General features: G+C 37.2%; 22 protein-coding genes. 12 read left to right on the top strand and 10 right to left on the bottom strand.

Features of this window, described 5'->3' with window-relative positions; genetic code table 11:
• Positions 1-158 precede the first annotated feature (158 nt).
• The 3 genes from CRO15_RS09910 to purU form a co-directional block, all read right to left on the bottom strand.
• Positions 159-1,637 carry a helix-turn-helix domain-containing protein gene (locus tag CRO15_RS09910; RefSeq protein WP_243396945.1) on the bottom strand — a complete coding sequence of 493 codons (1,479 nt, stop codon included), beginning with the start codon at positions 1,635-1,637 and terminating at the stop codon, positions 159-161.
• A gap of 412 nt (positions 1,638-2,049) precedes the next feature.
• Positions 2,050-2,754, bottom strand: a complete 705-nt coding sequence (locus tag CRO15_RS09915; RefSeq protein WP_097045682.1) for a DUF4197 domain-containing protein — start codon at positions 2,752-2,754, stop codon at positions 2,050-2,052.
• A 72-nt stretch (positions 2,755-2,826) separates the two neighbouring features.
• A complete protein-coding gene (purU, locus tag CRO15_RS09920; RefSeq protein WP_097045683.1) occupies positions 2,827-3,675 on the bottom strand; it encodes a formyltetrahydrofolate deformylase in 849 nt (282 codons plus the stop codon).
• A 143-nt stretch (positions 3,676-3,818) separates the two neighbouring features.
• Here purU and CRO15_RS09925 point away from each other — a divergent pair, with 143 nt between their 5' ends.
• Positions 3,819-7,277 (top strand): methylmalonyl-CoA mutase family protein, encoded by a 3,459-nt coding sequence (locus tag CRO15_RS09925; RefSeq protein WP_097045684.1) that lies wholly within the window; start codon positions 3,819-3,821, stop codon positions 7,275-7,277.
• Between the two features lie 33 nt (positions 7,278-7,310).
• On the opposite strand, the gene CRO15_RS09930 is transcribed toward CRO15_RS09925, so the two are convergent.
• The gene (locus CRO15_RS09930; protein WP_097045685.1) at positions 7,311-7,712 is read right to left on the bottom strand and encodes a hypothetical protein; all 402 of its coding nucleotides are present in this window, start codon (positions 7,710-7,712) and stop codon (positions 7,311-7,313) included.
• Positions 7,713-7,834: 122 nt separating this feature from the next.
• Here CRO15_RS09930 and CRO15_RS09935 point away from each other — a divergent pair, with 122 nt between their 5' ends.
• Both CRO15_RS09935 and CRO15_RS09940 read left to right on the top strand, forming a co-directional pair.
• A complete protein-coding gene (locus tag CRO15_RS09935; RefSeq protein ID WP_097045686.1) occupies positions 7,835-8,284 on the top strand; it encodes an Lrp/AsnC family transcriptional regulator in 450 nt (149 codons plus the stop codon).
• 158 nt (positions 8,285-8,442) lie between these two features.
• Positions 8,443-9,768, top strand: a complete 1,326-nt coding sequence (locus tag CRO15_RS09940; protein WP_243396946.1) for an alpha/beta hydrolase — start codon at positions 8,443-8,445, stop codon at positions 9,766-9,768.
• Here the strand turns inward: CRO15_RS09940 and CRO15_RS09945 are convergent.
• Positions 9,755-10,492: a DJ-1/PfpI family protein gene (locus tag CRO15_RS09945; RefSeq protein ID WP_097045688.1), complete on the bottom strand. Its 738-nt coding sequence runs from the start codon at positions 10,490-10,492 to the stop codon at positions 9,755-9,757. The two genes, CRO15_RS09940 and CRO15_RS09945, sit on opposite strands and share 14 nt — an antisense overlap.
• Positions 10,493-10,575: 83 nt before the next feature.
• Here CRO15_RS09945 and CRO15_RS09950 point away from each other — a divergent pair, with 83 nt between their 5' ends.
• The gene (locus CRO15_RS09950; protein WP_097045689.1) at positions 10,576-11,214 is read left to right on the top strand and encodes a DUF1684 domain-containing protein; all 639 of its coding nucleotides are present in this window, start codon (positions 10,576-10,578) and stop codon (positions 11,212-11,214) included.
• A gap of 53 nt (positions 11,215-11,267) precedes the next feature.
• On the opposite strand, the gene CRO15_RS09955 is transcribed toward CRO15_RS09950, so the two are convergent.
• From CRO15_RS09955 to crcB, 4 genes are all read right to left on the bottom strand, one after another.
• A complete protein-coding gene (locus tag CRO15_RS09955; RefSeq protein ID WP_097046180.1) occupies positions 11,268-12,329 on the bottom strand; it encodes an outer membrane beta-barrel protein in 1,062 nt (353 codons plus the stop codon).
• Positions 12,330-12,452: 123 nt separating this feature from the next.
• Complete coding sequence (locus CRO15_RS09960; protein ID WP_097045690.1) at positions 12,453-13,691, bottom strand: ammonium transporter; 1,239 nt, start codon at positions 13,689-13,691, stop codon at positions 12,453-12,455.
• A 30-nt stretch (positions 13,692-13,721) separates the two neighbouring features.
• Positions 13,722-14,060 (bottom strand): P-II family nitrogen regulator, encoded by a 339-nt coding sequence (locus tag CRO15_RS09965; RefSeq protein ID WP_097045691.1) that lies wholly within the window; start codon positions 14,058-14,060, stop codon positions 13,722-13,724.
• 269 nt (positions 14,061-14,329) lie between these two features.
• On the bottom strand, positions 14,330-14,704 hold the full coding sequence (gene crcB / locus CRO15_RS09970; protein ID WP_097045692.1) for a fluoride efflux transporter CrcB: 375 nt from the start codon (positions 14,702-14,704) through the stop codon (positions 14,330-14,332).
• A gap of 537 nt (positions 14,705-15,241) precedes the next feature.
• Here crcB and CRO15_RS09985 point away from each other — a divergent pair.
• The gene (locus CRO15_RS09985) at positions 15,242-15,628 is read left to right on the top strand and encodes a pyrophosphohydrolase domain-containing protein (protein WP_097045695.1); all 387 of its coding nucleotides are present in this window, start codon (positions 15,242-15,244) and stop codon (positions 15,626-15,628) included.
• 29 nt (positions 15,629-15,657) lie between these two features.
• Here CRO15_RS09985 and CRO15_RS09990 read toward each other — a convergent pair whose 3' ends face one another.
• Positions 15,658-16,725 (bottom strand): branched-chain amino acid aminotransferase, encoded by a 1,068-nt coding sequence (locus CRO15_RS09990; RefSeq protein ID WP_207763864.1) that lies wholly within the window; start codon positions 16,723-16,725, stop codon positions 15,658-15,660.
• A gap of 193 nt (positions 16,726-16,918) precedes the next feature.
• On the opposite strand from CRO15_RS09990, the gene mnmC2 reads away from it, so the two are divergent.
• The 7 genes from mnmC2 (at position 16,919) to CRO15_RS10025 (ending at position 23,870) form a co-directional block, all read left to right on the top strand.
• Positions 16,919-17,587 (top strand): tRNA (5-methylaminomethyl-2-thiouridine)(34)-methyltransferase MnmC2, encoded by a 669-nt coding sequence (gene mnmC2, locus CRO15_RS09995; protein ID WP_097045697.1) that lies wholly within the window; start codon positions 16,919-16,921, stop codon positions 17,585-17,587.
• Between the two features lie 128 nt (positions 17,588-17,715).
• Positions 17,716-18,678 carry a TIGR01777 family oxidoreductase gene (locus CRO15_RS10000; RefSeq protein WP_097045698.1) on the top strand — a complete coding sequence of 321 codons (963 nt, stop codon included), beginning with the start codon at positions 17,716-17,718 and terminating at the stop codon, positions 18,676-18,678.
• Between the two features lie 134 nt (positions 18,679-18,812).
• Positions 18,813-19,388 (top strand): nucleotide exchange factor GrpE, encoded by a 576-nt coding sequence (locus CRO15_RS10005; RefSeq protein WP_097045699.1) that lies wholly within the window; start codon positions 18,813-18,815, stop codon positions 19,386-19,388.
• Positions 19,389-19,394: 6 nt separating this feature from the next.
• Positions 19,395-20,513, top strand: coding sequence for a molecular chaperone DnaJ (dnaJ, locus tag CRO15_RS10010; protein ID WP_097045700.1), 1,119 nt, complete (start codon positions 19,395-19,397; stop codon positions 20,511-20,513).
• A gap of 184 nt (positions 20,514-20,697) precedes the next feature.
• The gene (locus CRO15_RS10015; protein ID WP_097045701.1) at positions 20,698-21,633 is read left to right on the top strand and encodes an ABC transporter ATP-binding protein; all 936 of its coding nucleotides are present in this window, start codon (positions 20,698-20,700) and stop codon (positions 21,631-21,633) included.
• Positions 21,623-22,966 carry an ABC transporter permease gene (locus CRO15_RS10020; protein WP_097045702.1) on the top strand — a complete coding sequence of 448 codons (1,344 nt, stop codon included), beginning with the start codon at positions 21,623-21,625 and terminating at the stop codon, positions 22,964-22,966. The genes CRO15_RS10015 and CRO15_RS10020 overlap by 11 nt, the downstream gene beginning before the upstream one ends.
• 4 nt (positions 22,967-22,970) lie before the next feature.
• Positions 22,971-23,870 carry a mechanosensitive ion channel family protein gene (locus CRO15_RS10025; RefSeq protein WP_097045703.1) on the top strand — a complete coding sequence of 300 codons (900 nt, stop codon included), beginning with the start codon at positions 22,971-22,973 and terminating at the stop codon, positions 23,868-23,870.
• Positions 23,871-23,884 lie beyond the last annotated feature (14 nt).

The raw sequence follows: 23,884 nt of genomic DNA on the forward strand, positions 1-23,884 counted from the left end.
TTGACTAATTCAAATATTCTTCCCAAATGAGACTTTTTGGATTTTTTGAAGAGCTTCTTGATGGGCTGTTTGTAATCCAAGTTAACCAAGGTAAAATCCTTTTCGGAAAACCCTTATCAACGTTTACTTAGCCTATCTAGCCGTACTTATTTTAACTTTTATACCTGCAAAGCCCTTTTTTGGTATTGGCTTGGTGTAAGTTGAGTATCTCTTTTAAAGGCTTTATTAAAAGTCACCTTATTGTTATAGCCAACTTCATAAGCAACATTTATGATATTTAATCTTCTGGATTTGTCTTCAAGTAAAAGTTGTTTGGCTTCTTTGATCCGGTACATATTTACAAATTCATGAAAACTAACATTAAAATGCTCATTAATTATCTGTGAAGTATTATGGCGTGTGGTGTTGAGTTTTTGTGCTACCATATCCAAATTGATATTGTTTTCCTTGTAAATTTTATCCACAGCAAAAAGCAGTAAAAGATTCTCTCTTAATTCTGCGGACAAACTAGGTGTTAAGCCTGATTTCTCATATTTGGGGAATAAACGGTTAGTATAGTCGTATGCCCCGCTAAAAACATCGGGTTGAATATTGGCAGAATATCCAACATATAATACCATTAGGGCCATAGAGGCAACCGAAGCATTGTACAGAGCACCTGTAGAATAACCATTAACTATTAATATGCCATATGCTGTATATGTAAAGACGTAAAAAATATGTATATGGTATACATTCTTTTGCCATGTTTGATTTTTAGCATCCAAAAGCTTCTCTCTTTTGCTTTTTAAATAGACTTTTCGAATGAAGTATCCATAGACCGTTAATGAGATAATTTTGAGAACAACAATCAGGAGAAGCCTAGCGGAATCTTGAGGATTTAATCCATTCTGGATTCTGTTCAGCATTAATTGAACTTTGCTCTCAGCTGTAAAAAGATATACGGTAAAAGTAAGATAGCCAATTAGAACAATTGTAGGTAAAAAATGAAGTAAGTCTAGTTTTTTAAATTTATACTTCTGAGTGGTTATCTTAAAATAAAAATAGAGTAGGGGGCCATAAAGAAAGGAGGCCCAAGAAGACATAAGGTAGGTATGCGGATAGGTAAACATGTAATTCGCCCTATTAATGCTGATATGTAAAATAAAAATAGAGTGGATGAATATGAAGGATGCAATCAAAAACCTGCCGCTTAGATGTATTTTTCTATTTACACAAATAAGAAAAACTACATAAAAGCCTATAAGAGCAACAAAAAGATACATAAGAGACCAGGTGGTGACCTTGGGAATTACTTTTTCTGATATTTTTTTGAACTCTGTAGAATTTCTAATAGGGTCAAAACCTTCATTGGAAAGAAAAATGGGGTCAAAGTTTAACTGCAAGTATTCGTTGAGTTTGGTCGTGGATTCCAAGGGATGTTCCAGAGCTGCCTCACTCAAGGCCAACCTCTTAAGGACATGAGCCTTTTCGGTGCCAAGATTTTTAACATTTTTCTTGTAGATGGAAATGGCTTTTTCATACCGATGAATATTGTAATAGTAATCTGCCCATTCCAAGGAATCTTGAAGTTTGATGGAAAAAGGACTAATTTTTATTCCGCTACCAAACTTGTATGTCTTTGCATGACAAGACATACATATCACGACAAACAGAAATGTAAGGAAACAGATTGACCGTCTCATGTGATTGATAAGTGAATTAGCCTTCTTTGAAATTACATAATTAGCTAATTCGAAATGTTAAAAAAAAACTAAATACCGTAACTCCCGATAATAGTTTACCTGTGATTCCACTTTTTAGTGTTCTTTTTTTAGAAAATCAACATGAAACGGTGAATTAGTTATGAAAATGAAAAAACCGGTGCGAACACCGGTTTAAACTAACTAACTCAAAAAAATGCTAACTCAGATAATTTATTGCAAAATTCCATTGCAATATTTAAATCAAGGTTAATATAACTTCAGGATTTTGTTATCCTTTTCTTGATTTATTGAGATTATAACGATGAAGTTGTTATTTTATTGCTTAATTAAGAAAAAATTATGATTAATCTTGTAAAGCAAACACTTTTCTTAACAATTCTGAGGTTCTTGAAGAAATTTTTGTCCTAATTTCCTTTTCCTCAATTGAAATCATGGTATATACTCCTGCCAAAGCTTCTTGGGTGGTATAGTCGGTTAAATCTGGATTTACATCATTAGTAAGAGGTAGATTATTGTATTTGGTTATGATATTGGTCCATATTTGATCTGCGCCAACCTTTTTAAAAGAGTTTTTAATGACTGGATTGAATTTGTCATATAGCTTTGTTTTTGTATTCCTTTCTAAATAAAGAGTTGCTGCATTATCACTACCGAGCAAAATTTGTTTAGCATCGTAAAAGGAAATTCCTTTAACAGCATCAATAAAAATGGGAGTAGCTTCTTTGACCGCATCTTCTGCTGCCCTGTTAAGTATACGTAATCCCTCGTCCGCAAGTTTTCCCAGACCTATGTCTCTTAACGTCTTGTCTACTTTTTTTAACTCATCTGGCAATAAGATCTTGACCAACTCATTTCTGAAAAACCCGTCTTTTACCGTTAGTTTATTCACTTGTTTCTCAACCCCTAAATTAAGAGCCTCCCTTAAACCCTGGGCTATTTCCGCATTGCCAATGCCAACTGTTCCCTGTGGTAGTTGGTTAACCACTTGTTGAAGTTCTGTGCAACCAATAAACTGAAAAATTGCAATGAATAGCAGTGTTCGCTTCATATTTATATTTTTTATAGTTGAAGTGAAGTTACTGCTAAAGTGTAAAATATCAATTCTTATGCTTAAAGTTATTTAGGAAAAGACTACCGTTTTGTTATTGTAGACCATAGTTTTTCTTGCTGCATGCATTTGGACAGCTCTTGAAAGTACTATTTTTTCAAGGTCTCTCCCTTTGGTAATAAAATCTTTGATGGAATGAGAATGGGAAACTGTGGTTACGTCTTGCTCTATAATAGGGCCTGCGTCCAGTTCTGCAGTAACATAATGACTTGTGGCCCCTATAATTTTAACTCCTCGTTCAAATGCTGCATGATAGGGTTTTGCTCCTGCAAAAGCAGGTAAAAAGGAATGATGGATATTAATGATTTTCTGTGGAAAAACATCTATTACCTTTGGAGATATAATTTGCATATATCTGGCCAGAACAATAAAGTCTATCCCATATTTCTTTAATAGCTCAAGTTGTTTTTCCTCTGCTGATTCTTTATTCTCTTTGGTTATTGAAACATGGTAATAGGGTATTTGAAATTGATCGGCAATGTACTCAAGGTCTTTATGGTTGCTTAAGATAAAAGGAATCTCCACCAATAGCTCTCCAGAGCGGTATCGACTTAAAAGGTCATAAAGGCAATGATTGTATTTGGAAACAAAAACAGCCATTTTGGGTTTTTTCCCATCTTTATAAAGTTCCCATTGCATGCCATATTTGCTGGCCAATTTTTTGTCAAATTCTTTTTTAAATAGAGGTAGTTCAATAGAATTTTCAAATTCACTTTCCAACCGCATAAAGAATACCCCAGCCTCCTTATCAACATGTTGATCCAAGTAGATAATATTGCCTTTTTGCTCGTGGATATATGAAGTAACTGAGCTTATAATCCCAGATTGATCAGGGCAATGAATAAGAATGGTAAGTTTCATGGTGTGCTTTTTGACCAAGTAAAATTATGATATTCAGAAAAAGTAACTCAAAGTCACATAGATTTTTATAAAATCCTAATCAAAACCTATTTTTACTTGCATTTTCTGTAAATTGCAGGACAAAAAAGGACCTTTTATTGCCAATGGAACAAAAACATCCTTACAAGCCTAAAAATAAAATTAGAATAGTAACCGCGGCATCCTTGTTTGATGGACATGATGCGGCTATAAATATCATGCGACGAATCATTCAAGCTACCGGGGTTGAAGTGATTCACTTGGGACATGATCGGAGTGTGGCAGAAGTGGTTGATTGTGCTATTCAGGAAGATGCCAATGCCATTGCCATGACCTCCTACCAAGGAGGGCATAATGAATATTTTAGGTATATGTTTGATTTGCTTCAGGAAAAAGGAGCTGGTCACATCAAGATTTTTGGCGGTGGCGGCGGCGTAATTCTTCCAGAAGAGATTAAGGAGTTAATGGATTATGGAATAGAACGCATTTATTCTCCAGATGACGGTCGGGAAATGGGATTGCAGGGTATGATCAATGATTTGGTGAAACGCTGTGATACCCCGGTCCCAGATTTGAAAATTCCAAAGAATAAGAAGTTGAATGACTTATTGAGGGAAAAGGAAGTAAATACTTTGGCCCGACTCATATCCTTGGCAGAAAACAGGCATGATGTTTATGAAATGCATCAACCTGTAATTGAAAAAAATAAATCTTTAGCCCCGGTACTTGGAATCACTGGAACTGGTGGAGCAGGTAAATCCAGCTTGGTAGATGAATTGGTGAGAAGGTTCTTAAATGACTTTCCAGAAAAACATATTGGAATAATATCGGTCGACCCTTCAAAACGTAAAACCGGAGGTGCTTTATTAGGTGATCGTATTCGTATGAATGCTATTAACAATGAACATGTGTACATGCGCTCATTGGCCACTCGACAATCCAATTTAGCTTTGTCAAAGCATGTGGCAGAAGCTGTACAAGTACTAAAAGCGGCCAATTTTGATTTGATAATCTTAGAAACCTCAGGTATAGGGCAGTCAGATACCGAAATTTTGGAGCATAGTGATGTTTCCCTTTATGTGATGACCCCAGAGTTTGGCGCAGCTACCCAATTGGAAAAAATTGATATGCTCGACTTTGCAGATGTAGTTGCGATAAACAAATTTGATAAAAGAGGAGCTCAGGATGCCCTGCGTGATGTAAAGAAACAATATATGCGCAATAATGGGTTATGGGATGTTGATCAAAAAGATCTGCCCATTTTTGGCACCATAGCATCACAATTCAATGACCCGGGAATGAACAAGTTGTACAAAGTGGTCATGGATACTCTGGTTGCTAAGGCTAAATCAACTTTGGTTTCTAATTATGAGGTCGGCAATGAAATGTCGGAAAAGATATTTGTCATCCCACCTGCACGGACCAGATATCTGTCCGAAATTGCGGAAAACAATCGTTTGTATGACTCTAGAGTAGAGCAACAGAGCAAAATTGCGCAAAAACTCTATGGTATTTTTTTAACGTTGTCGTCAGTTTTGGAAATTGATCAAGTGGATGCAGAGCAAAAACTGTTGTTCAAGTCTGGATTGGAGGAGAAAGCCATTAATTCTTTAATGAAAAAAGATGAGGACAAAGAGTTGATTTTGCTTTTGGTCAAAGAATTTGATAAGGTAAAAATGGATTTTGACCTACATCATTGGGAGACCATTTTAAAATGGAGAGAGAAGAAAAACCGATATAGAGCTGAGGTTTATACCTTTAAGGTTAGGGATAAAGAGGTCAATATAAAAACCCATACAGAATCATTGTCGCATAGCCAGATTCCGAAAGTGGCTTTGCCAACGTATGAAGCTTGGGGCGATGTTCTTAAATGGAGTTTGCAGGAAAATGTTCCAGGGGAATTTCCGTATACCGCAGGACTGTATCCTTTTAAAAGAGTGGGTGAGGACCCAACACGTATGTTTGCTGGTGAAGGTGGGCCAGAGCGCACCAACAGACGTTTTCATTATGTGAGTTTGGATATGCCGGCCAAACGTCTTTCCACGGCATTTGACTCCGTTACCTTATATGGTAATGATCCAGATGCTAGACCTGATATTTATGGGAAAATTGGTAATGCCGGAGTGTCCATTTGTTGTTTGGACGATGCCAAAAAATTATACTCTGGATTTGATTTAAGTGACCCAATGACCTCTGTGAGCATGACCATCAATGGTCCGGCGCCAATGTTGCTGGCCTTTTTTATGAATGCAGCCATAGACCAAAATTGTGAAAAGCATATCCAGCAAAATGGTCTGGAACGAGAGGTAGAGGAGAAAATCGAAAAAATATACAAGGCGAGAAAAGCTAAAAAGCCAAATTACTCAGGAGAACTTCCTGAAGGGAACAATGGGTTGGGATTGATGTTATTGGGGGTAACTGGTGATCAGGTACTTCCTAGGAATATTTATGAAAAGATAAAAAAAGAAACACTGAACCAGGTACGCGGAACGGTGCAGGCAGATATTCTAAAAGAGGATCAAGCGCAGAATACCTGTATTTTTTCAACAGAATTCGCACTTCGGTTGATGGGGGATGTTCAAGAATATTTTATAGGGCAACAGGTTCGTAATTTTTATTCTGTTTCCATTTCTGGTTACCATATTGCAGAAGCAGGAGCCAATCCAATTACACAATTGGCCTTTACGTTGTCCAATGGTTTTACTTATGTGGAGTATTATTTGAGCCGGGGAATGGACATCAATAAGTTTGGACCCAATCTTTCCTTCTTCTTCTCAAATGGAGTAGATCCAGAATATGCGGTAATAGGAAGGGTGGCAAGGCGGATTTGGGCAAAGGCAATGAAAGAAAAATATGGAGCCGACCCGCGCGCGCAAATGTTGAAATATCATATCCAGACATCAGGAAGAAGTTTGCATGCCCAGGAAATTGATTTTAATGATATCCGAACCACTTTGCAAGCACTGTATGCCATTTATGATAATTGTAATTCATTGCACACCAATGCTTATGATGAAGCAATAACAACTCCAACGGAAGAATCTGTGCGTAGGGCCATGGCCATTCAGTTGATTATCAATAAGGAATTGGGATTGGCCAAAAATGAAAACCCAATGCAAGGTTCCTTTATTATTGAAGAACTTACCGAATTGGTTGAAGAGGCCGTTTTGTTGGAATTTGATAGAATTACCGAAAGAGGTGGAGTCTTGGGGGCTATGGAGACCATGTACCAACGTTCCAGGATTCAAGAAGAAAGTCTACATTACGAAACTTTAAAACATTCAGGAGCTTACCCAATTGTTGGAGTAAATACATTTTTGAGTTCCAAAGGATCTCCAACTATTTTACCTGCAGAAGTAATTAGGGCTACGGAAGCTGAAAAGAAAAATCAAATTGAAACATTACAAAATTTACATCAAAGAAATATATCCGAAGCTGAAAAACAAATAGTTGAACTACAACAAGCAGCAATCAAAAATGAAAACCTCTTTGAAAAATTAATGGAGGTTACAAAGTATTGTTCTCTAGGACAGATTACCAGCGCACTATTTGAAGTTGGTGGACAATACAGACGTAATATGTAAATGCTATGAAGAAGGGTTTATCGGAAAATCTGACTAGTCATTTCTACTTTGGAAAGATTTTCTCCATTTTTTAAAAGATACCCTGAAGACTTTTATTTCTCGCCTCAACAAGTTTAGGTATTCCTTTTCTTTAACCCCATCCTTTTCAAGACCATTGCAATAAGCTAAAATGTTACGAGTCATAATGTTAATGAAAGTCAAGCTTTTCATTTGCACCGAATATGAGTTGCTCAACGCCGCCTGTTCCACTTCTTTGGTAATAAGTACCGCGTCTGTCATAAGAGATTGGGTAATATCGTCACGAAAACTATCAATCTTCCTAAGATGTAATTTGTCCCTGTTGTAAGAGAAGTAAGAGGCAATAGCTTCGCTAAGGTCTCGCAAAGCCAATGATTTCCTATATATCCCCAAGGAATTTAAAGAATTTCTCTCCATTTTTTCAAAGCAATTTCTACCTATAAAATTACGTATGAAAAAGATAATGTAACTTTGGTTTTAAAAGAAAAATCAATCATCGACTTTCGAATATAAAATTTTAAACGTTCATTACTTTAAATATGAAGATAGATGAATTAAACTGGGAAATCTTAGGGTATTTGCAAGAAAATGCAAGAGAGACCTTTGCCAATATTGGCCGTAAAGTAGGGTTGACTCCACCCGCTGTTGCAGAGCGAGTAAAAAAGATGGAAGATTTGGGGATAATAGAAGGTTATGGCGCAAATGTTTCCTATGCACTGGCGGGTCATCAGTTAAAAGCTATTGTGATGTTAAGGGCTTTCATGGGAAAACTTAAACCTTTTCTGAACAAAGTGAAATCATACGACGAAGTTGTGAATTGTTACAGAATTACTGGTAATGAAAATATCATTATGGAAGTGGTGCTTCAGGATCAGTCGCATTTAGAGAAATTTATCGATGAATTAATCGTTTATGGAGAGTGTAGAACCCATATTGTATTGTCTGATGTTGTTGCAAATGCACCTATAGTCAAAAGAAAATCGTATTGATTTTTCCTTTATTTTTAAATACTAATTAAAGTATTTTCCTTTGGCTAGATTTTTGTTGTGAAATTATTATGAAAAAAAAATATGCTTTAATTTTTCTTGCTACTTTTTTGTTGCAGAATGCTTTTTCCCAACAAATAGTTCTAAAAAAAGGGATGGTTATGGAAGGTTTAACCTTACATGACTCTATTCCTGATACCTTTTCACTTTACTTGCCCACAACATTTTCCACTAACAAAGAATGGCCATTGCTGTTAATTGTAGATTTAAAGGGCAGGGAAAAACAAGCTCTTTCCATGTTTGTGCAATCTGCGGAAAAGGAGGGATATGTTTTAGCTGCTCCTCAACTATCGGATACCGTGGCGTTGTCAAAAAGTATGGTGAAAACGAGGAGAGCTCTAGAAAGGGTTTTAAGTATGCTTCCTATACATAACTCGCGCATTTATGCGGCCGGTGCAGGTTCTGGTTCACGTTTTGCTAATTTGGTTCCTATTTTCATGAAGGAGGTCAAAGGAGCTGTTTCTATTGGGGCGTCGGTTGCTAATACCGATTTGTTGAGTGTGAAACGCCCATTTCATTTTATCGGTATGGTAAATGAAAACAATTACAATTATACTGAAATGCTGACCACCGAAAAAATCTTGGATCGATATAGATTTCCCAATCAGGTTTTGATTTATTCAATGAATAAGGAATGGCCAGATGGCAAGTATCTGAAAAAGGCCATGCAATTATTTACATTGGCAGCAATGGGAAGAAAACTTATACCAAAAGACTCTTTATATGTTGAAAAGGCATTTAAAGAAGATGTTAGTAAAATAAATCAATTCAGAAATTCGGGAAAACTGATTTTGGCCGAACAATATCTGGGTGAAATGATGTCCATTTATGGTGCTCATAAAAATTTAGACTCTTTGAGATTGGTGCAACGCGAAGTAAGGAGAGATAAACTTTTTAGGTCCATGAGGCGTGCTGAGAATGCAACCCTTTTAAAAGAATCTCTTTTAAAAGAGGATTATCTATATTATATTGAAGAGGATGTTATGACCCATAATTTCAATAATTTGGGTTGGTGGAATTATCAGATGACAGAAATAAACAAGTTCATCAAAGGTGTCAATGCACATGAAAAAAAGATGGGAAACCGTTTGTTGGGATACGTTAATGCACTTGTTGAGGACAATATTGATATTGTGAGATCTGAGGAGTTAATAGATGAAGATGCCTTAGCATTTCTTTACATGCTGAAAACCATTGTAGAGCCCCAGAATTTTGACTTCTACCTTGAACTGATATCATTAAGCGCAAAAAATGAAGATTTTGGCACTGCTTTGTTTTATTTGGAAGAAGCTTTGGAAAAAGGATTTGAGGATAAGGATAAATTATATGGTCTTGAGAACACAGCTTTATTGCGGATAAACCCAGATTTCAACAAACTGGTTTTTAAGCACTTAAAAGATGCTCGGTACGAGATTATTGAAGAATAAACTTGGGTACATTGTCCAAATCCCAATCTATAACAAGGCCACTTGCAAGAGATTGAGCTATCTCTTTACCATAAAGATATTCGCATAGATAAAGAGCTGCTTCAAAACTTTTAGCTCCACCGGCAGAGGTGATGAACTTTCCGTCATGAACAAAAAGCACACTGTCCTTCACATTTAAATGAGGAAACATTTTTTTGTATGCAGGTATGTCACTGGGAAAAGTTGTTGAAGTCACGCTGTCCAAGATTCCTGTTTTTGCTAGAACAAATGCCCCATCGCAGTGCGATGTTACGAACAAAGCATTTTTACTAACCTTTTTCACAAAATTCAACATAGTGGTATCCTTTAGGTCGCTATCAAGGTGGTGTTCGGCACTAGGTACAATCAAGATATCAATATTGGGAATGGAGTCCTTGGTATAATCAAAATCCGGAAGAATCCTCACACCCTCGAAAGAAGTAATAGGATTCAAGGTGTTTGCCACAGTAAAGGTATTCATGGCTTTGATGTTTTTTCGGTATTGGGTGTGCTGAAAAATATCGTAAGGAGCTGTAAACTCTGTATTGTAAACTCCATCCATAATTAAAAATGCGGCATTGTACCTATCTGGTTTTGATTCTGGAAACCACCTTTGAGTTGTGTTTTTAGTGTCTTCTTTCTGAATTTTATCAGCGCATGAAACCAAAAGAAAGGAAAAAGCGAAAATCAATATGTTCTTTATCATGTATCAAATAATTAAAGCGGATAGGTGGTGCTAAAGTAATATTAAGAATGAATTCTACTACTTTTACAACAAGATTTATAAGTATGAAGTATAGGTTGTTGTTAATTATTATATTGGTTATTGCTTGTGGTAGGGGTAAGAAATACCATGACAAGAAAGAGCATATCTCCGAAAGATCGTTAACGGCACAGGAAATTATCGATTTTCAGGCGGATTTGAATACTACTTTTAAAAACCCAAAAACATCCCCACTCCCAGATAGGTATAGAAAAGATTTTGAAGGGTTGAATTTTTTTGATGTCGATACCACATATGTGGTCAAGGCAAGGTTTGAAAGAACTCCAGATGCCGTTCCTTTTTTACTGGCAACAACAACCGATGAAAAAACGGAAGAAGTATTGTACGGAATAGCTCATTTTGAACTTAATGGGAAGGAGCATCAACTTGAAATTTATCAAACACCTTCATTGCTCTCGCAAGAGAAGTATAAAGATTACCTTTTTTTACCATTTTTGGATGAAACCAATGGACTGGAAACCTATGGAGGGGGTAGATATATTGATTTGACCATTCCAAAGGAAGATACTATTCTTATTGACTTCAACAAGGCCTATAATCCCTATTGTGTTTACAATAAAAAATACTCTTGCCCATTAGTGCCAAGGCAAAACTACCTGAGAACTAGAATAGAGGCAGGGGTGAAAGACTTTATAAAAGATTGAAAAGCCTTAACCCTTTAGGGTTAAGGCTTTTTTGCATTTCTGCTTTATTTGAATTAGAATGAATATATGGCCGCAAAAAGTACAGATGCCAAGCTTGATGTTGGAGCGGAGTCATTATCGATAAAAGCATCCTCAGATGAACTGTCCAATCTGATTTCTGGCTTAAGAATCAAATCTCCTATGGTAGCACTGCCAGTTAGGGTCAGGGCCAATACATTGGCATCGCCGTCTGAGCCTGATCCAATTCCGGCCGTATTCCCGAAGGAATCTCCTGTCATAAAATATTCCCCTCTAAGACCAATGGTAAAATTTTCTGAAGTCTTCAACTGCGGATAAAGTGCTACCCCTGTAAAACTGCCACCATTGTCTTCTTGGCTAAAATGCGCTGCGTTAACTCCTAAGAAAAAATCTTCTGATATATCAAATCCCCCGGTGAAATCGATTTCAAAACCACCTTGGCTGTACAAAAAGTTCAAAAACTGACCCGAATATCCCAGCTGGGCGCCTACCGCATAATCTCCTGTTCCATTCAATTCCGTCAAATCCGTTGGATTCATCACGGCCAACATGGCGCTCCAATCGTTCCCTAAATCAAAATCTGCCTTTAAGCCCGTATGGCTAAAAGGACCATACGAGAATAGGTAAGAGGTGCTGTAATTAAAGTTTGAGGCGGGTGAAATAACCTCATAACCCAAAAAGGTGTTGAAATTACCAAAAGTCAGTGTTATATCTTCACTTACATTCCAGTATACATATAATTGGTTAACAATGTCACCTGTTGCTGAGTACATGGGTGAAGCAAAAATAGCATCAGTTCCGCGTGGACCAAACACCAAATCTGCCACAAATCCCACTTTTTCACCTTCGTATGTGCCAATAACATTGGCCATGCCCAGGGCAAATCCATCAAGATTGGCAAATGAGGACCCTGGAGCAATGGCATCTTCACCATTTGGAGCTGTAAGATTGGTTCTGTAATATGCATCTACTGTTCCACTGAATTCGAATTTTGTTTTAGCTTCTTCTGTCTCTTGTGCAAAAGCAATGGTTGAAATACTTGCAAGGGCCAAAAAAGCCATTTTTTTTATATAATTTGCGCTAATAATCGTTTTCATAATCTTAATCATTTAGGTGCCTCAATACAGAAGCATTTAATTGTGTTAAATAGAGATTGTACTAGTGAAAAGGTTATTTGACGGAGCGTTCTGCCAAACGCTCCGTCTTCCTTTGTTATATATTTAATGTTGGTTCATTCGAAAATCTGCATAAGCATCCATTCCGTGTTCATGAATATCAAGCCCTTGTAGTTCTTCTTGCTCAGTAACCCTGATTCCAGCAAATTTCTTGATGGCAAAAAGGATGATGAAAGCAGTTAATGGGCAAAATGCCGCTACGGCACCTACGCCGGCCAATTGAATCAAGAATTGGTCAAAACTTGCCAACTCCCCAAAAATGCCAACGGCCAATGTGCCCCATATGCCACAAATCAAGTGAACCGCTACAGCTCCAACAGGATCGTCCAATTTTAATCTATCTACCAAGGCTACTCCCCCTACAATTATAACTCCTGCCAAAAGTCCAATTACTACAGCATTATTTGGCGACATTTGGTCGGCGCCTGCTGTGATGGCGACCAAGCCTCCCAAAATTCCATTTAAGAACATGGTAAGGTCATAGTTTTTGTATGCTAAAAATGAAGTCAAAAAAGCAGATACTCCTCCGGCAGCTGCGGCCAGTGATGTGGTTACCAATACAAGGGAGGTCAGTTCTGGGTCTGCGGAAAGTACAGACCCCCCATTAAAACCAAACCAGCCTAACCATAGGATTAATACCCCAGCTGCTGCAAGTGGTAAGTTATGACCTGGAATTGCTTTGGGTTTTCCGTCCTCACTAAATTTACCAATCCTGGCTCCTAATAGATAAATGGCAATTAATGCGCCCCAGCCGCCTACTGAGTGTACCAAGGTTGACCCCGCAAAATCATAGAATCCTAGACTGTCCAACCAGCCGCCGCCCCATTTCCAGGCGCCTACTATTGGATAAATTAGACCTACATAAATAATAGTGAATAGCATAAAGCCTCCCAGTTTTACCCTTTCTGCAACGGCTCCAGACACTATGGTAGCCGCCGTAGCTGCGAACATACCCTGAAAAAGAAAGTCTGTCCACCATGTGTAACCTCCATCGGCATAAGCTGCGGTCATTCCTCCTTCTGGGGCGGCAATCCCAAATCCAGCGAATTTAAGGATACCTAAATCCCCTTCTTCAAATCCGGGATACATAAGATTGAACCCTCCTATATAATATAATAGGAGTCCAACACATATAATAAATACATTTTTGAATAGAATGTTAACTGTGTTTTTTTGTCTGGTTAGGCCTATTTCCAAAAAGGAGAATCCCAAGTGCATAAAAAATACCAGGGCGGTACATATCATCATCCAAACGTTGTTTGCTGTAAATAATCCTGCGTCCATAATCTTAAATATTGTTTTGTTGGTTAAGTTTTAGTTGATTCCAGCGCTTCCGCTTTCTTTTGTTCTTATTCTATAAGCTTCAATGACGTCAGAAACGAATATTTTGCCATCCCCTACACTTGCTGTACCTGCTGCCTCCAATAAAGTGTTGACCGTTCGTTCCAAAAAGTCATCAGACACTACAATCACCAGATATCTTCGTTGTATATCTGAAGTGCTGTACGATATACCCCTGTACACATGTCCTTGTTTTTCATTGCCAACTCCAGTAACATCCCAGTAACTGAAAAAGTTTACCTCAATTTGATGAAGTGCTTTTTTGACTTCATCAAATTTGGATTTTCTAATAATAGCCTCGATTTTTTTCATAATTAAGTAGTTAATAGATGATCAAATATATATGAATTGATAATCAACCATAAAAAATATAGGGTCTATTGTATTATTTTTATATTAAAATAAAAATTACCCCTATAATTTTAGGGGTTATGTATAATATAAACGTATTTTTTATCAAACACGATAGTGTTTTTTTAGGAGATCAATCAAATGCGAGGTGTTTTTACTTCTATTTGGAGCCTGCAATAGATGTATAATCAAAAAACCGTTAAAAAAATGTGTAGAAAATATTTTCTTGGTTAATCACCAAGTCTGGATAACCATAAACCAATGGCAACAGCAATAACACCTGCAACAACACTAGCTATGGTATATACTGAAAAATGAAAAAGCTCGCTGTTTTTTAATAAACTATGTTTTTCAAAAGCAAAAGCAGAGAAAGTTGTGAACCCTCCACAAAACCCTGTAGCTAAGAATAAGGTGTTGTTGGCTGATAGGAAATTGTTTTTTGAAGATAAACCTAAAATAACACCGATAAGCAAGCAGCCAATAATATTGACCAAAAAAGTGCCAAAGAAGAAATTTTGGAGTAATAGATTTAAAGGTTTTGAAATTACATAGCGAAGAGCACTACCTAATCCACCACCTAAAAAAACAAGAAAAACCTGCTTCATACCCTAAAGGTACAAACTAAACAGCTTTCTTGTATTTGGATTCAGAAGACTGGTGGGGGAAAAGTTTTGTAATAGAAGTCTCCGAAATTTTATGGGTAGGTTTTTTTAACCTAGTACTTATTCCATTAACACTGAAAATCAGTAATAATGCATTTACAGCGAGTAAAACAAAAAATATTCCAAAAAATGTTGTCATTTCTATTGAAATTGAGAGTAGTACAAAAGTACGGCATTTCCTATAGTATACGTATTACGCTCTTATAAAAGTTGTAAAACACTTTATTTTTGTGGTAAATGCAAGTTTGTTGTTAATTTTTAAGAAAGTATTTAATCAAGAACAGGATTACTATGAATGTTAAAAAAGAAATCAAGACCCATTTAACCCCTCTGTAATTTTTTTTGTGCAAGGTTTTATCTTTACGATAAGAGCTGACAATCACTCCAATAAAAACAACCACAAATAGGGCTGTAAAAATTAATTGTCCTGTGCTGAACATATTTTATATTTTTACGCAAAGCTAAATCAATTCAAGTATAATGGAAAGTAAAATAAAAGCTGTAGAGGAGTTTCACAATTCTTTTGGACTGGGAGTTTTGCAAAGACCAAAGGCGGATTTGGGAAAAGATAAGAACCAGTTACGGTTTAATCTAATGGATGAGGAGAATAAAGAATACTTGGAAGCTGCAAACAATGGTGATTTAATTGAGGTGGCGGATGCTTTGGGCGATATGCTCTATATTTTGTGCGGTACAATTTTGGAGCATGGAATGCAGTATAAAATAGAGGAGGTCTTTGAAGAAATACAGCGAAGTAATATGAGTAAATTGGATGAAAATGGAAAGCCAATTTATCGTGAGGATGGAAAAGTGCTAAAGGGACCTAACTATTTTAAACCGGATATCAAAACAGTTTTGGATAAATAAAAAAAGCGCCGAAAGGCGCTTTTTTTTATTTATTGCACTTTAAATCTCCAGCCAAATTTGTCTTCGGCTCGGTTATATTGTATATCAGTTATTCGTTGTTTTAGTTTAGAAGCATAACTATTGGTTAGCTCCGGCAAATCATAATCTTTGTCTTTATATCCAAACCCGGCTATTGGCGATACCACAGCAGCGGTTCCCGCTCCGAACATTTCTTTTAATGTTCCATTGTTGGCCGCCTCAACTACTTCGCTAACGGAAATTTTCCTAACCTCAGTTGCTATTCCTTCATCTTTGGCAATATCCAAAATACTCTTTCGGGTAATACCGTCCAAAATACGATCACTTGTTGGCCCGGTAATCAAGGTGTCATTTATGCGAACAAAAATGTTCATTGCTCCAGCTTCCTCAATATACTCATGTGTATTGTCATCTGTCCAAATAACCTGCTGGTAGCCTTTGTCAACGGCAAGCTGTGTTGGGTAAAACTGCCCTGCATAGTTCCCTCCTGCTTTGGCATACCCTACACCACCGTTGGCGGCTCTTGAATAGTTTTCTTCAATCAATACCTTTACTTTTCCAGAAAAATAAGCTCCTGAGGGCGCACAGGCAATAATAAATTTATATTCATCAGCCGGTGAGGCATGAAAGCCGGTTCCAGAAGCGAGGATAAATGGTCTTATATAAAGTGAGCTACCTGGCTTTTGGGGAATCCAATCACTTTCCAATTGCAAAAGGGTATTTAGTCCTTCCATAAAATAGGCCTCCGGTAACTCTGGTATGGCCAATCTTTTGGCAGATTTGTTCAATCGTTTAAAATTTTCCAAGGGTCTAAACAACCATGCTTGGCCATTTTCATCCTTGTAGGCCTTCATTCCTTCAAAAATGGATTGACCATAATGGAATATTTTTGCAGAAGGGTCCAGTGACAGTGGCTGATAAGGAATAATTTTAGGAGCTTTCCACTCCCCATTTACATAGTCGCAGATCAGCATATGATCAGTGTAAGTGCTTCCAAATGAAAGATTGTTAAAATCAACATCATGGATTTTGGAAGTTTTTGCCTTTTCTACAGTAAAAGTATTCGCCATTGTTTCCATATTACAAAGGATTAGAACCGCTAAAATTAAACAATAAGCAAAAGCATTGCTTACTTTTAATTAAAATTAAACAGTTTCTTGCTGAAATTTTACGATTTTTCTATTCTTTGATGTATTTAACATTTTATATGCAGCTTGAACAAAAGAAATTGGAATCCAATAATTAATTATCAGTGAAAATTAGCCAAAGACTTTGAAAAGAAGAGTAATAACTACTGCGGACGGTTCCAAAACTATACAAATAGAGGATTGGGATGAACAATATCATTCCAAGCATGGAGCAATCCAAGAAGCATTTCATGTTTTTATAGATCACGGACTTGCGCTGTTTCAAAATACTGAAGTGAAAATTTTGGAAATAGGCTTTGGAACAGGGCTTAATGCTCTGATTACCATGATGGAAATGAAAAAGAGAAATTTACAGATAAATTATGTGGCGATAGAAGCGTTTCCAGTTTTAATGGAAGAAGTAGAACAATTGGAATATTGTATGCAATTAAATGCTCCGGAACATCAATCACTTTTTGATAAAATGCATATGGTTGAATGGGAAAAGAACATATCCATCATTTCAAAATTTACCTTGAAAAAACAAAAGAAGGACTTTAAATCGATAAACGACACGGATTTGTTTAACCTCATTTACTTTGATGCTTTTGGAGCTAGAGTTCAACCTGAGTTGTGGACTGAGGAAATATTCTCAAAAATGTACAATGCGTTAAAAGATAACGGGGTGTTGGTTACCTATGCCGCTAAAGGTAGTGTTAGAAGAGCTTTGCAGTCCGTTGGATTTACAGTTGAACGATTACCAGGTCCTCCTGGAAAACGGGAAATGTTACGGGCAACAAAAACAAGACAGTGATAAAATAGTGTTAATTGGCCTCGTAACTTTATGATAATTTAGTTTAAAGTATGAACATTTATGTTAAACCTAAATTAATGCCTGATAAGCAGCTGTTTAAACCACTAAATTTGGACTAAAATGATGTTATGAAGGTGTTGATAACAGGAGCAACGGGGTTGGTGGGCAAAGCCATTGTCAACGTGCTACTTTCAAAAGGTGTAGCGGTTAACTATTTGACTACGAGTAAAAAGAAAATAGTTGTTTCCGAAACATATAAGGGCTTTTATTGGAACCCTTCAAAAGGAGAAATAGATTTTTCATGTTTTGAGGGTGCTACCGCTGTGGTGAATTTGGCAGGAGCTAGTATTTCTAATCGTTGGTCCAAATCTTACAAGGAAAAAATTCGGTCAAGTAGGGTAGATAGCCTAAAAACTTTATACGAAGGACTAAAAGAAAATGACACCTCACAGATTCAATCTTTTATTTCTGCTTCTGCCATAGGTGTTTATCCAAGTTCATTATCCAACTTTTACATTGAGGATGAAAAGAAGGTTGATAAAAGTTTTCTTGGTGAAGTTGTACAGAAATGGGAGCAAGAAGCCGATAAGTTCAACGAGTTTAATTTCAACGTAGCCAAAATAAGAATAGGTATAGTGCTTTCAACTTTGGGAGGGGCACTTCCTAAAATGGCCAGACCCATTCAAAATTTTGTTGGAGCGGCTTTTGGAAATGGAGATCAATGGCAATCTTGGATTCATTTAGATGATTTGGCACAACTGTTTGTTTTTGTCATTGAAAATAACCTTAAGGGTATCTTTAACGCTGTGGCGCCAAACCCCGTTACCAACACCAAAATGACCAAGGAAGTAGCAAAAATATTGGATAGACCTTTAATACTGCCCAATGTGCCTAAGTTGGCCATGCAGCTTATTCTTGGAGAAATGGCATACTTGCTCTTTGCAAGTCAAAGGGTGAGCAGCAAACGAATAGAAAAAAAAGGTTTTATTTTTCAATACTCAAACATAGGGTCTGCACTTGAAGACTTATATTTAACCAAAACGGAAGGCGGTAAATCAGAGGAAACCAGCTTGGATAAGAAGTTTGTTTAAGTTCTGGGGATTAACTATCCATTCCAGTATCCGCCAAAGGCGGATTTTTTTGTGATTTGTGGTGACATTTTGACATTTTTAGACAATTGGCAGTACTTTTGCCTCTTCAAAAAAGGAAATAAAATTTACGGCATATGAGTAAGAAAAGTAAGGTTGAGGAAATGGATGCGGAATTGAACGATTCCCAAACAATTGAAAATCCTGAACTGAGCGATGAAAATATAGAAGCGAAAGCTGGAACTGAGGAGAAAGAAGAACTTTCTGAGGAAGACCAGCTACGTGAAGATCTGGCAAAAGAAAAGGATAAGTTTTTAAGACTTTTTGCCGAGTTCGAAAATTTCAAGAAACGAACGTCCAAAGAGCGCATGGATCTTTTTAAAACTGCGGGACAAGAAGTTATAGTTTCGTTGTTGCCAGTTTTGGATGATTTTGATAGAGCCCTTAAGGAAATTTCAAAATCTGAAGATAAAGAGATGTTCAAAGGAGTAGAGCTCATCAGCAATAAGTTAAAGGAGACTTTAAAGAGTAAGGGATTGGAACAGGTTGAAGCTGGAGAAGGAGATGTTTTTGATGCCGAGATCCATGACGCCATAACACAGATACCAGCTCCAAATAAAAAAATGAAAGGCAAAATAATAGATGTGGTCGAAAAAGGGTTCAAACTTGGAGACCGCATTATACGACACCCAAAAGTGGTTGTTGGTAACTAAAAATATATGAAGGAGGACTTTTACGAAATATTGGGTGTTTCCAAAGGCGCTTCGGCTGCGGAAATAAAGAAGGCTTATAGAAAAAAAGCCATCGAGTTTCACCCAGATAAGAATCCAGGTGATACCAAGGCTGAGGAAATGTTCAAAAAAGCTGCGGAAGCCTATGAAGTGTTGAGTGACCCTGATAAACGAGCGAAATATGACCAATTTGGTCATGCAGCCTTTGAAGGAGGTGCCGGATTTGGCGGTGGCGGTATGAATATGGATGATATCTTCAGTCAGTTTGGAGATATTTTCGGTAGTGCCTTTGGCGGCGGTTTTAGCGGTTTTGGTGGTTTTGGTGGCGGTGGACAACGACGTGTCAAAGGAAGCAATCTCCGTATTCGAGTGAAATTGACCCTTGAGGAAATTGCTAATGGTGTTGAGAAAAAAGTAAAGGTTAGAAGAAAAGTACAAGCAGACGGTGTAACCTATAAAACCTGTCCTACTTGCAATGGTAGTGGTCAAGTTACTAAGATTACCAATACCATTTTGGGAAGAATGCAGACGGCTACCACTTGTAATTCTTGCGGGGGAGCTGGACAAACCATTGACAATAGGCCAAGCGGAGCTGATGCACAAGGTCTTAAGGTTGAGGAAGAGACGGTTTCCATAAAAATTCCGCCAGGTGTTGAAGAAGGAATGCAGCTAAAAGTTACCGGCAAAGGAAATGGAGCACCAGGTAACGGGATTCCAGGTGATTTGTTGGTAGCTATAGAAACTGTTGAGCACGATACCCTGAAAAGAGAAGGGGATAATTTGCATTACGACCTTTATATCAGTTTTTCCGAAGCAGTTTTGGGAAGTTCAAAAGAGATTGATGCCGTTGGCGGTAAGGTCCGTATTAAATTGGAACCTGGGATTCAATCCGGAAAAATACTTAGGTTGAGAGGCAAGGGCATATCAAGCATAAATGGATACGGAAGTGGCGATTTGTTGGTGCATGTAAATGTTTGGACACCAAAAGAATTGAGCCGGGAACAGAAGGAATTCTTTGAACGGATGCAGAATGATGAAAACTTTGTTCCAAAGCCTGAAAAATCAGATAAGTCCTTTTTTGAGAAAGTTAAAGATATGTTCTCCTAACAAATATTACTTTTCTGTTTAAGAAAAAAACGTATATTTGGAACTGATGTTGGGAAACCAATATCTAATTTTCTTTTTCATAGCAATTTTTTTCCCATCCTTGATTTTATTTAAGGGTGGGTTTTGTTTTTATAAGGATAGCGGTCTTTTTGGGCAAATACATATCTTTGAAAAAATTGTTTAAATGGATAACATCCTTGTTGCCAAAAACGTCTGTAAATCATATGGAGACTATACAGCACTAAGCAACATATCACTGGAAATACCCAAGAATTGCATTTATGGACTTTTGGGGCCCAATGGAGCTGGAAAGACCACCTTTATACGCATCATAAATCAAATAACATATCAAGATAGTGGAGAGATTTTGTTTAACGGTAGCCCTTTGGCACCAGAACATATCTCGTTAATTGGTTATTTACCCGAAGAAAGAGGACTGTACAAGAGTATGAAGGTAGGTGAACAGGCATTGTATCTGGCCCAACTAAAGGGACTTTCAAAAACTGATGCCAAACAAAGATTGAAATATTGGTTTGACCGTTTGGACATAGGAGATTGGTGGAACAAAAAAATTCAGGAGCTTTCTAAAGGAATGGCCCAAAAGATTCAGTTTATAGTTACCGTTCTTCATGAGCCCAAACTATTAATATTTGACGAACCTTTTAGTGGATTTGACCCCATCAATGCCAATATCATCAAAGATGAGATTCTTCAACTTAAAGAAAAAGGCACTTCCATAATCTTTTCTACACACCGAATGGAATCCGTTGAAGAGCTTTGTGAATACATTGCCCTTATCCATAAATCGGAGAAAATATTGGATGGAAAGCTTTCTGATATTAAAAAAGCATACAAGAACAACATTTTTAATGTTGGATTAGAAATTCAGGGTGCTGAAGACACGTTTATAAAAACGCTGGAAAATCAGTTTCAGATTCTTTCTTCAAGTTTTGATGCAGAAGAAAAACAATTGGACTTTACAGTTCAGCTGCCCTCAAACCATACTGCTGATGTACTTGCACAACTTTCCCAAACTGCGAACATCAATCGTTTTGAGGAAACTATTCCTTCGGCCAACGACATATTTATACAAACCGTAAGTAAGGAGAATGACAGGTAAGTTAGGGTTGATCATAAAACGGGAGTATTTGGCCAAGGTAAGGAACAAATCTTTCATTGTCATGACCGTATTGAGTCCTATCCTTATTGTGGGGATGATTGTGTTGATTGCCTACCTGACAAAAGTGAACGATAGTGAAAAGAGAATTATTTCTGTTCTTAATGAAAGTGAGTTTTTTCAGCAAGATTTCCGGATAACGGAATCAACGTCCTATGTCCATTTTGAAAACATTTCTTTGGAAGAGGCTAAGGATTCAACTATGTCATTGGGATATTATGGATTGCTCTACCTTCCAAATGAAAAGGATATGGAAGAAGTTGCAAAATCAACCTATTTATTTACACAGGATAACCCCAATACCCATATAACACAAAAGCTTGAACGAATCTTTCAAAAGCAGTTGCGTCAAAAAAGATTGGGTAATCTAGGAGTTTCCGCTGACCAATTTTCTGCTATTGAAAAAGACTTTGAAATCAATTTGGCAACATTTGCGGGTGAAAAAAGTGTAAAGGGCATCAATGAGATAAAGGCATTTATTGGCGGTGCTTTTGGGTATGCCATTATGATGTTCATTATTATTTACGGAGGTTTTGTAATGCGTAGTGTTATTGAAGAAAAAACCAGTAGAATAATTGAGGTGATTATTTCTTCGGTTAAACCTTTTCAGTTGATGTTGGGCAAAATCATAGGGACTTCATTGGCTGGAATAACACAGTTCGCAATATGGATTGTTTCCGCTTCGTTACTGTTGTTTTTGGTGTCGTTGTTCCTAGGAATAGATTTAAGCACTTTACTTGGCGAAGCTCAAATGAACCCTGATAAAATAAACGGCGTAGCCCAATTTTCACAACCGTTGGATGGTGACATGTTGCTGTATGCCAAAGAAATTCTGGATATACCTTGGTTTTTATTGATAAGTTCCTTTTTAATATATTTTATTTTGGGCTATCTTATTTATAGCTCCATTTATGCAGCAATTGGTGCAGCGGTGGATAATGAAACGGATACCCAGCAATTTATATTCCCTATAATTTTACCTTTAATGCTAGCTATTTATATAGGGTTCTTTTCGGTGTTTAGCAATCCGCATGGGCCTATAGCTGTTGGGTTTTCTTTGTTCCCATTAACCTCGCCTATTGTGATGTTGATGAGACTTCCGGGAGGTATTGGCGAAGGAGGAGTACCTTTGTGGCAATTATTGTTGTCCATTGCATTATTAATCGGCACCTTTTGGGGAATAGTGTCTTTGGCGGCCAAAATTTACAGGGTGGGAATTTTAATGTACGGTAAAAGACCTACCTATAAGGAATTGTTCAAATGGTTAAGATATTAGCATTATGCAGGAAGGAACAGATGATATAAAAGAGATTATTCAAGAGGACATTTGGGGTTCCATAAAGGATTTTCTAAATCTTGGCTTCCATTTAGGAGAAGGAGATAAATCCATCCACCTTACCATTGGACTACTATTGCTTTTAGCTGTTGCTTCTGTAGTGACCAAGTTTCTTTTGAAATGGGTTAGATATCTCCTTACCCGAAAAATGGAGCAAGAGGACAAACAGAAATTCTCAAGTGTTTTCAAGTTTACCAACTACGTGATCTATTTAATTGTGGTTTTGGTGACATTGAGTGCTGCCGGAATCGATATAACAATTGTCATTACGGCTTCTGCCGCTTTGTTTGTTGGACTTGGTTTGGCATTGCAAGAGCTGTTTCAGGATATTCTTGGCGGTATTTTTATTATCGTTGATAAGTCCCTGCAGGTTGGAGATATAGTTGAGGTAGATGGAAAAGTTGGCAAGGTGTTCGAAATCAAACTGAGAACTACTAGAGCAATAACCCGTGATGATAAGGTCATAATTATTCCAAACCACAAGTTTATTAGTGACATCATACACAATTACACCCAAAACCATAGGACCACACGAGAAAGTGTTAATGTAGGTGTTGCATATGGCAGTAATGTTGATATGGTTACAAAATTGTTGGAAGAAGTGGCACATGAACAAAAGCAAGTGTTAAAGAACCCAAAACCTTTTGTGCTTTTTGATGATTTTGGAGATTCAGCATTGTTGTTTTCCCTTCATTTTTTTACCAATGATAGCTTTAGGGATCCCAAAATCAAAAGTGATATCCGATATAAAATAAATGCCAAGTTCAAAGAGAACAATGTAAGCATTCCGTTCCCACAACGCGATGTTCATATAACCCAAGATCAAAAACCTTTAGGACAATAAAAAAATCAGCATAT

The sequence above is a fragment of the Flagellimonas pacifica genome (assembly GCF_900215465.1).
Lineage (GTDB): Bacteria > Bacteroidota > Bacteroidia > Flavobacteriales > Flavobacteriaceae > Flagellimonas > Flagellimonas pacifica.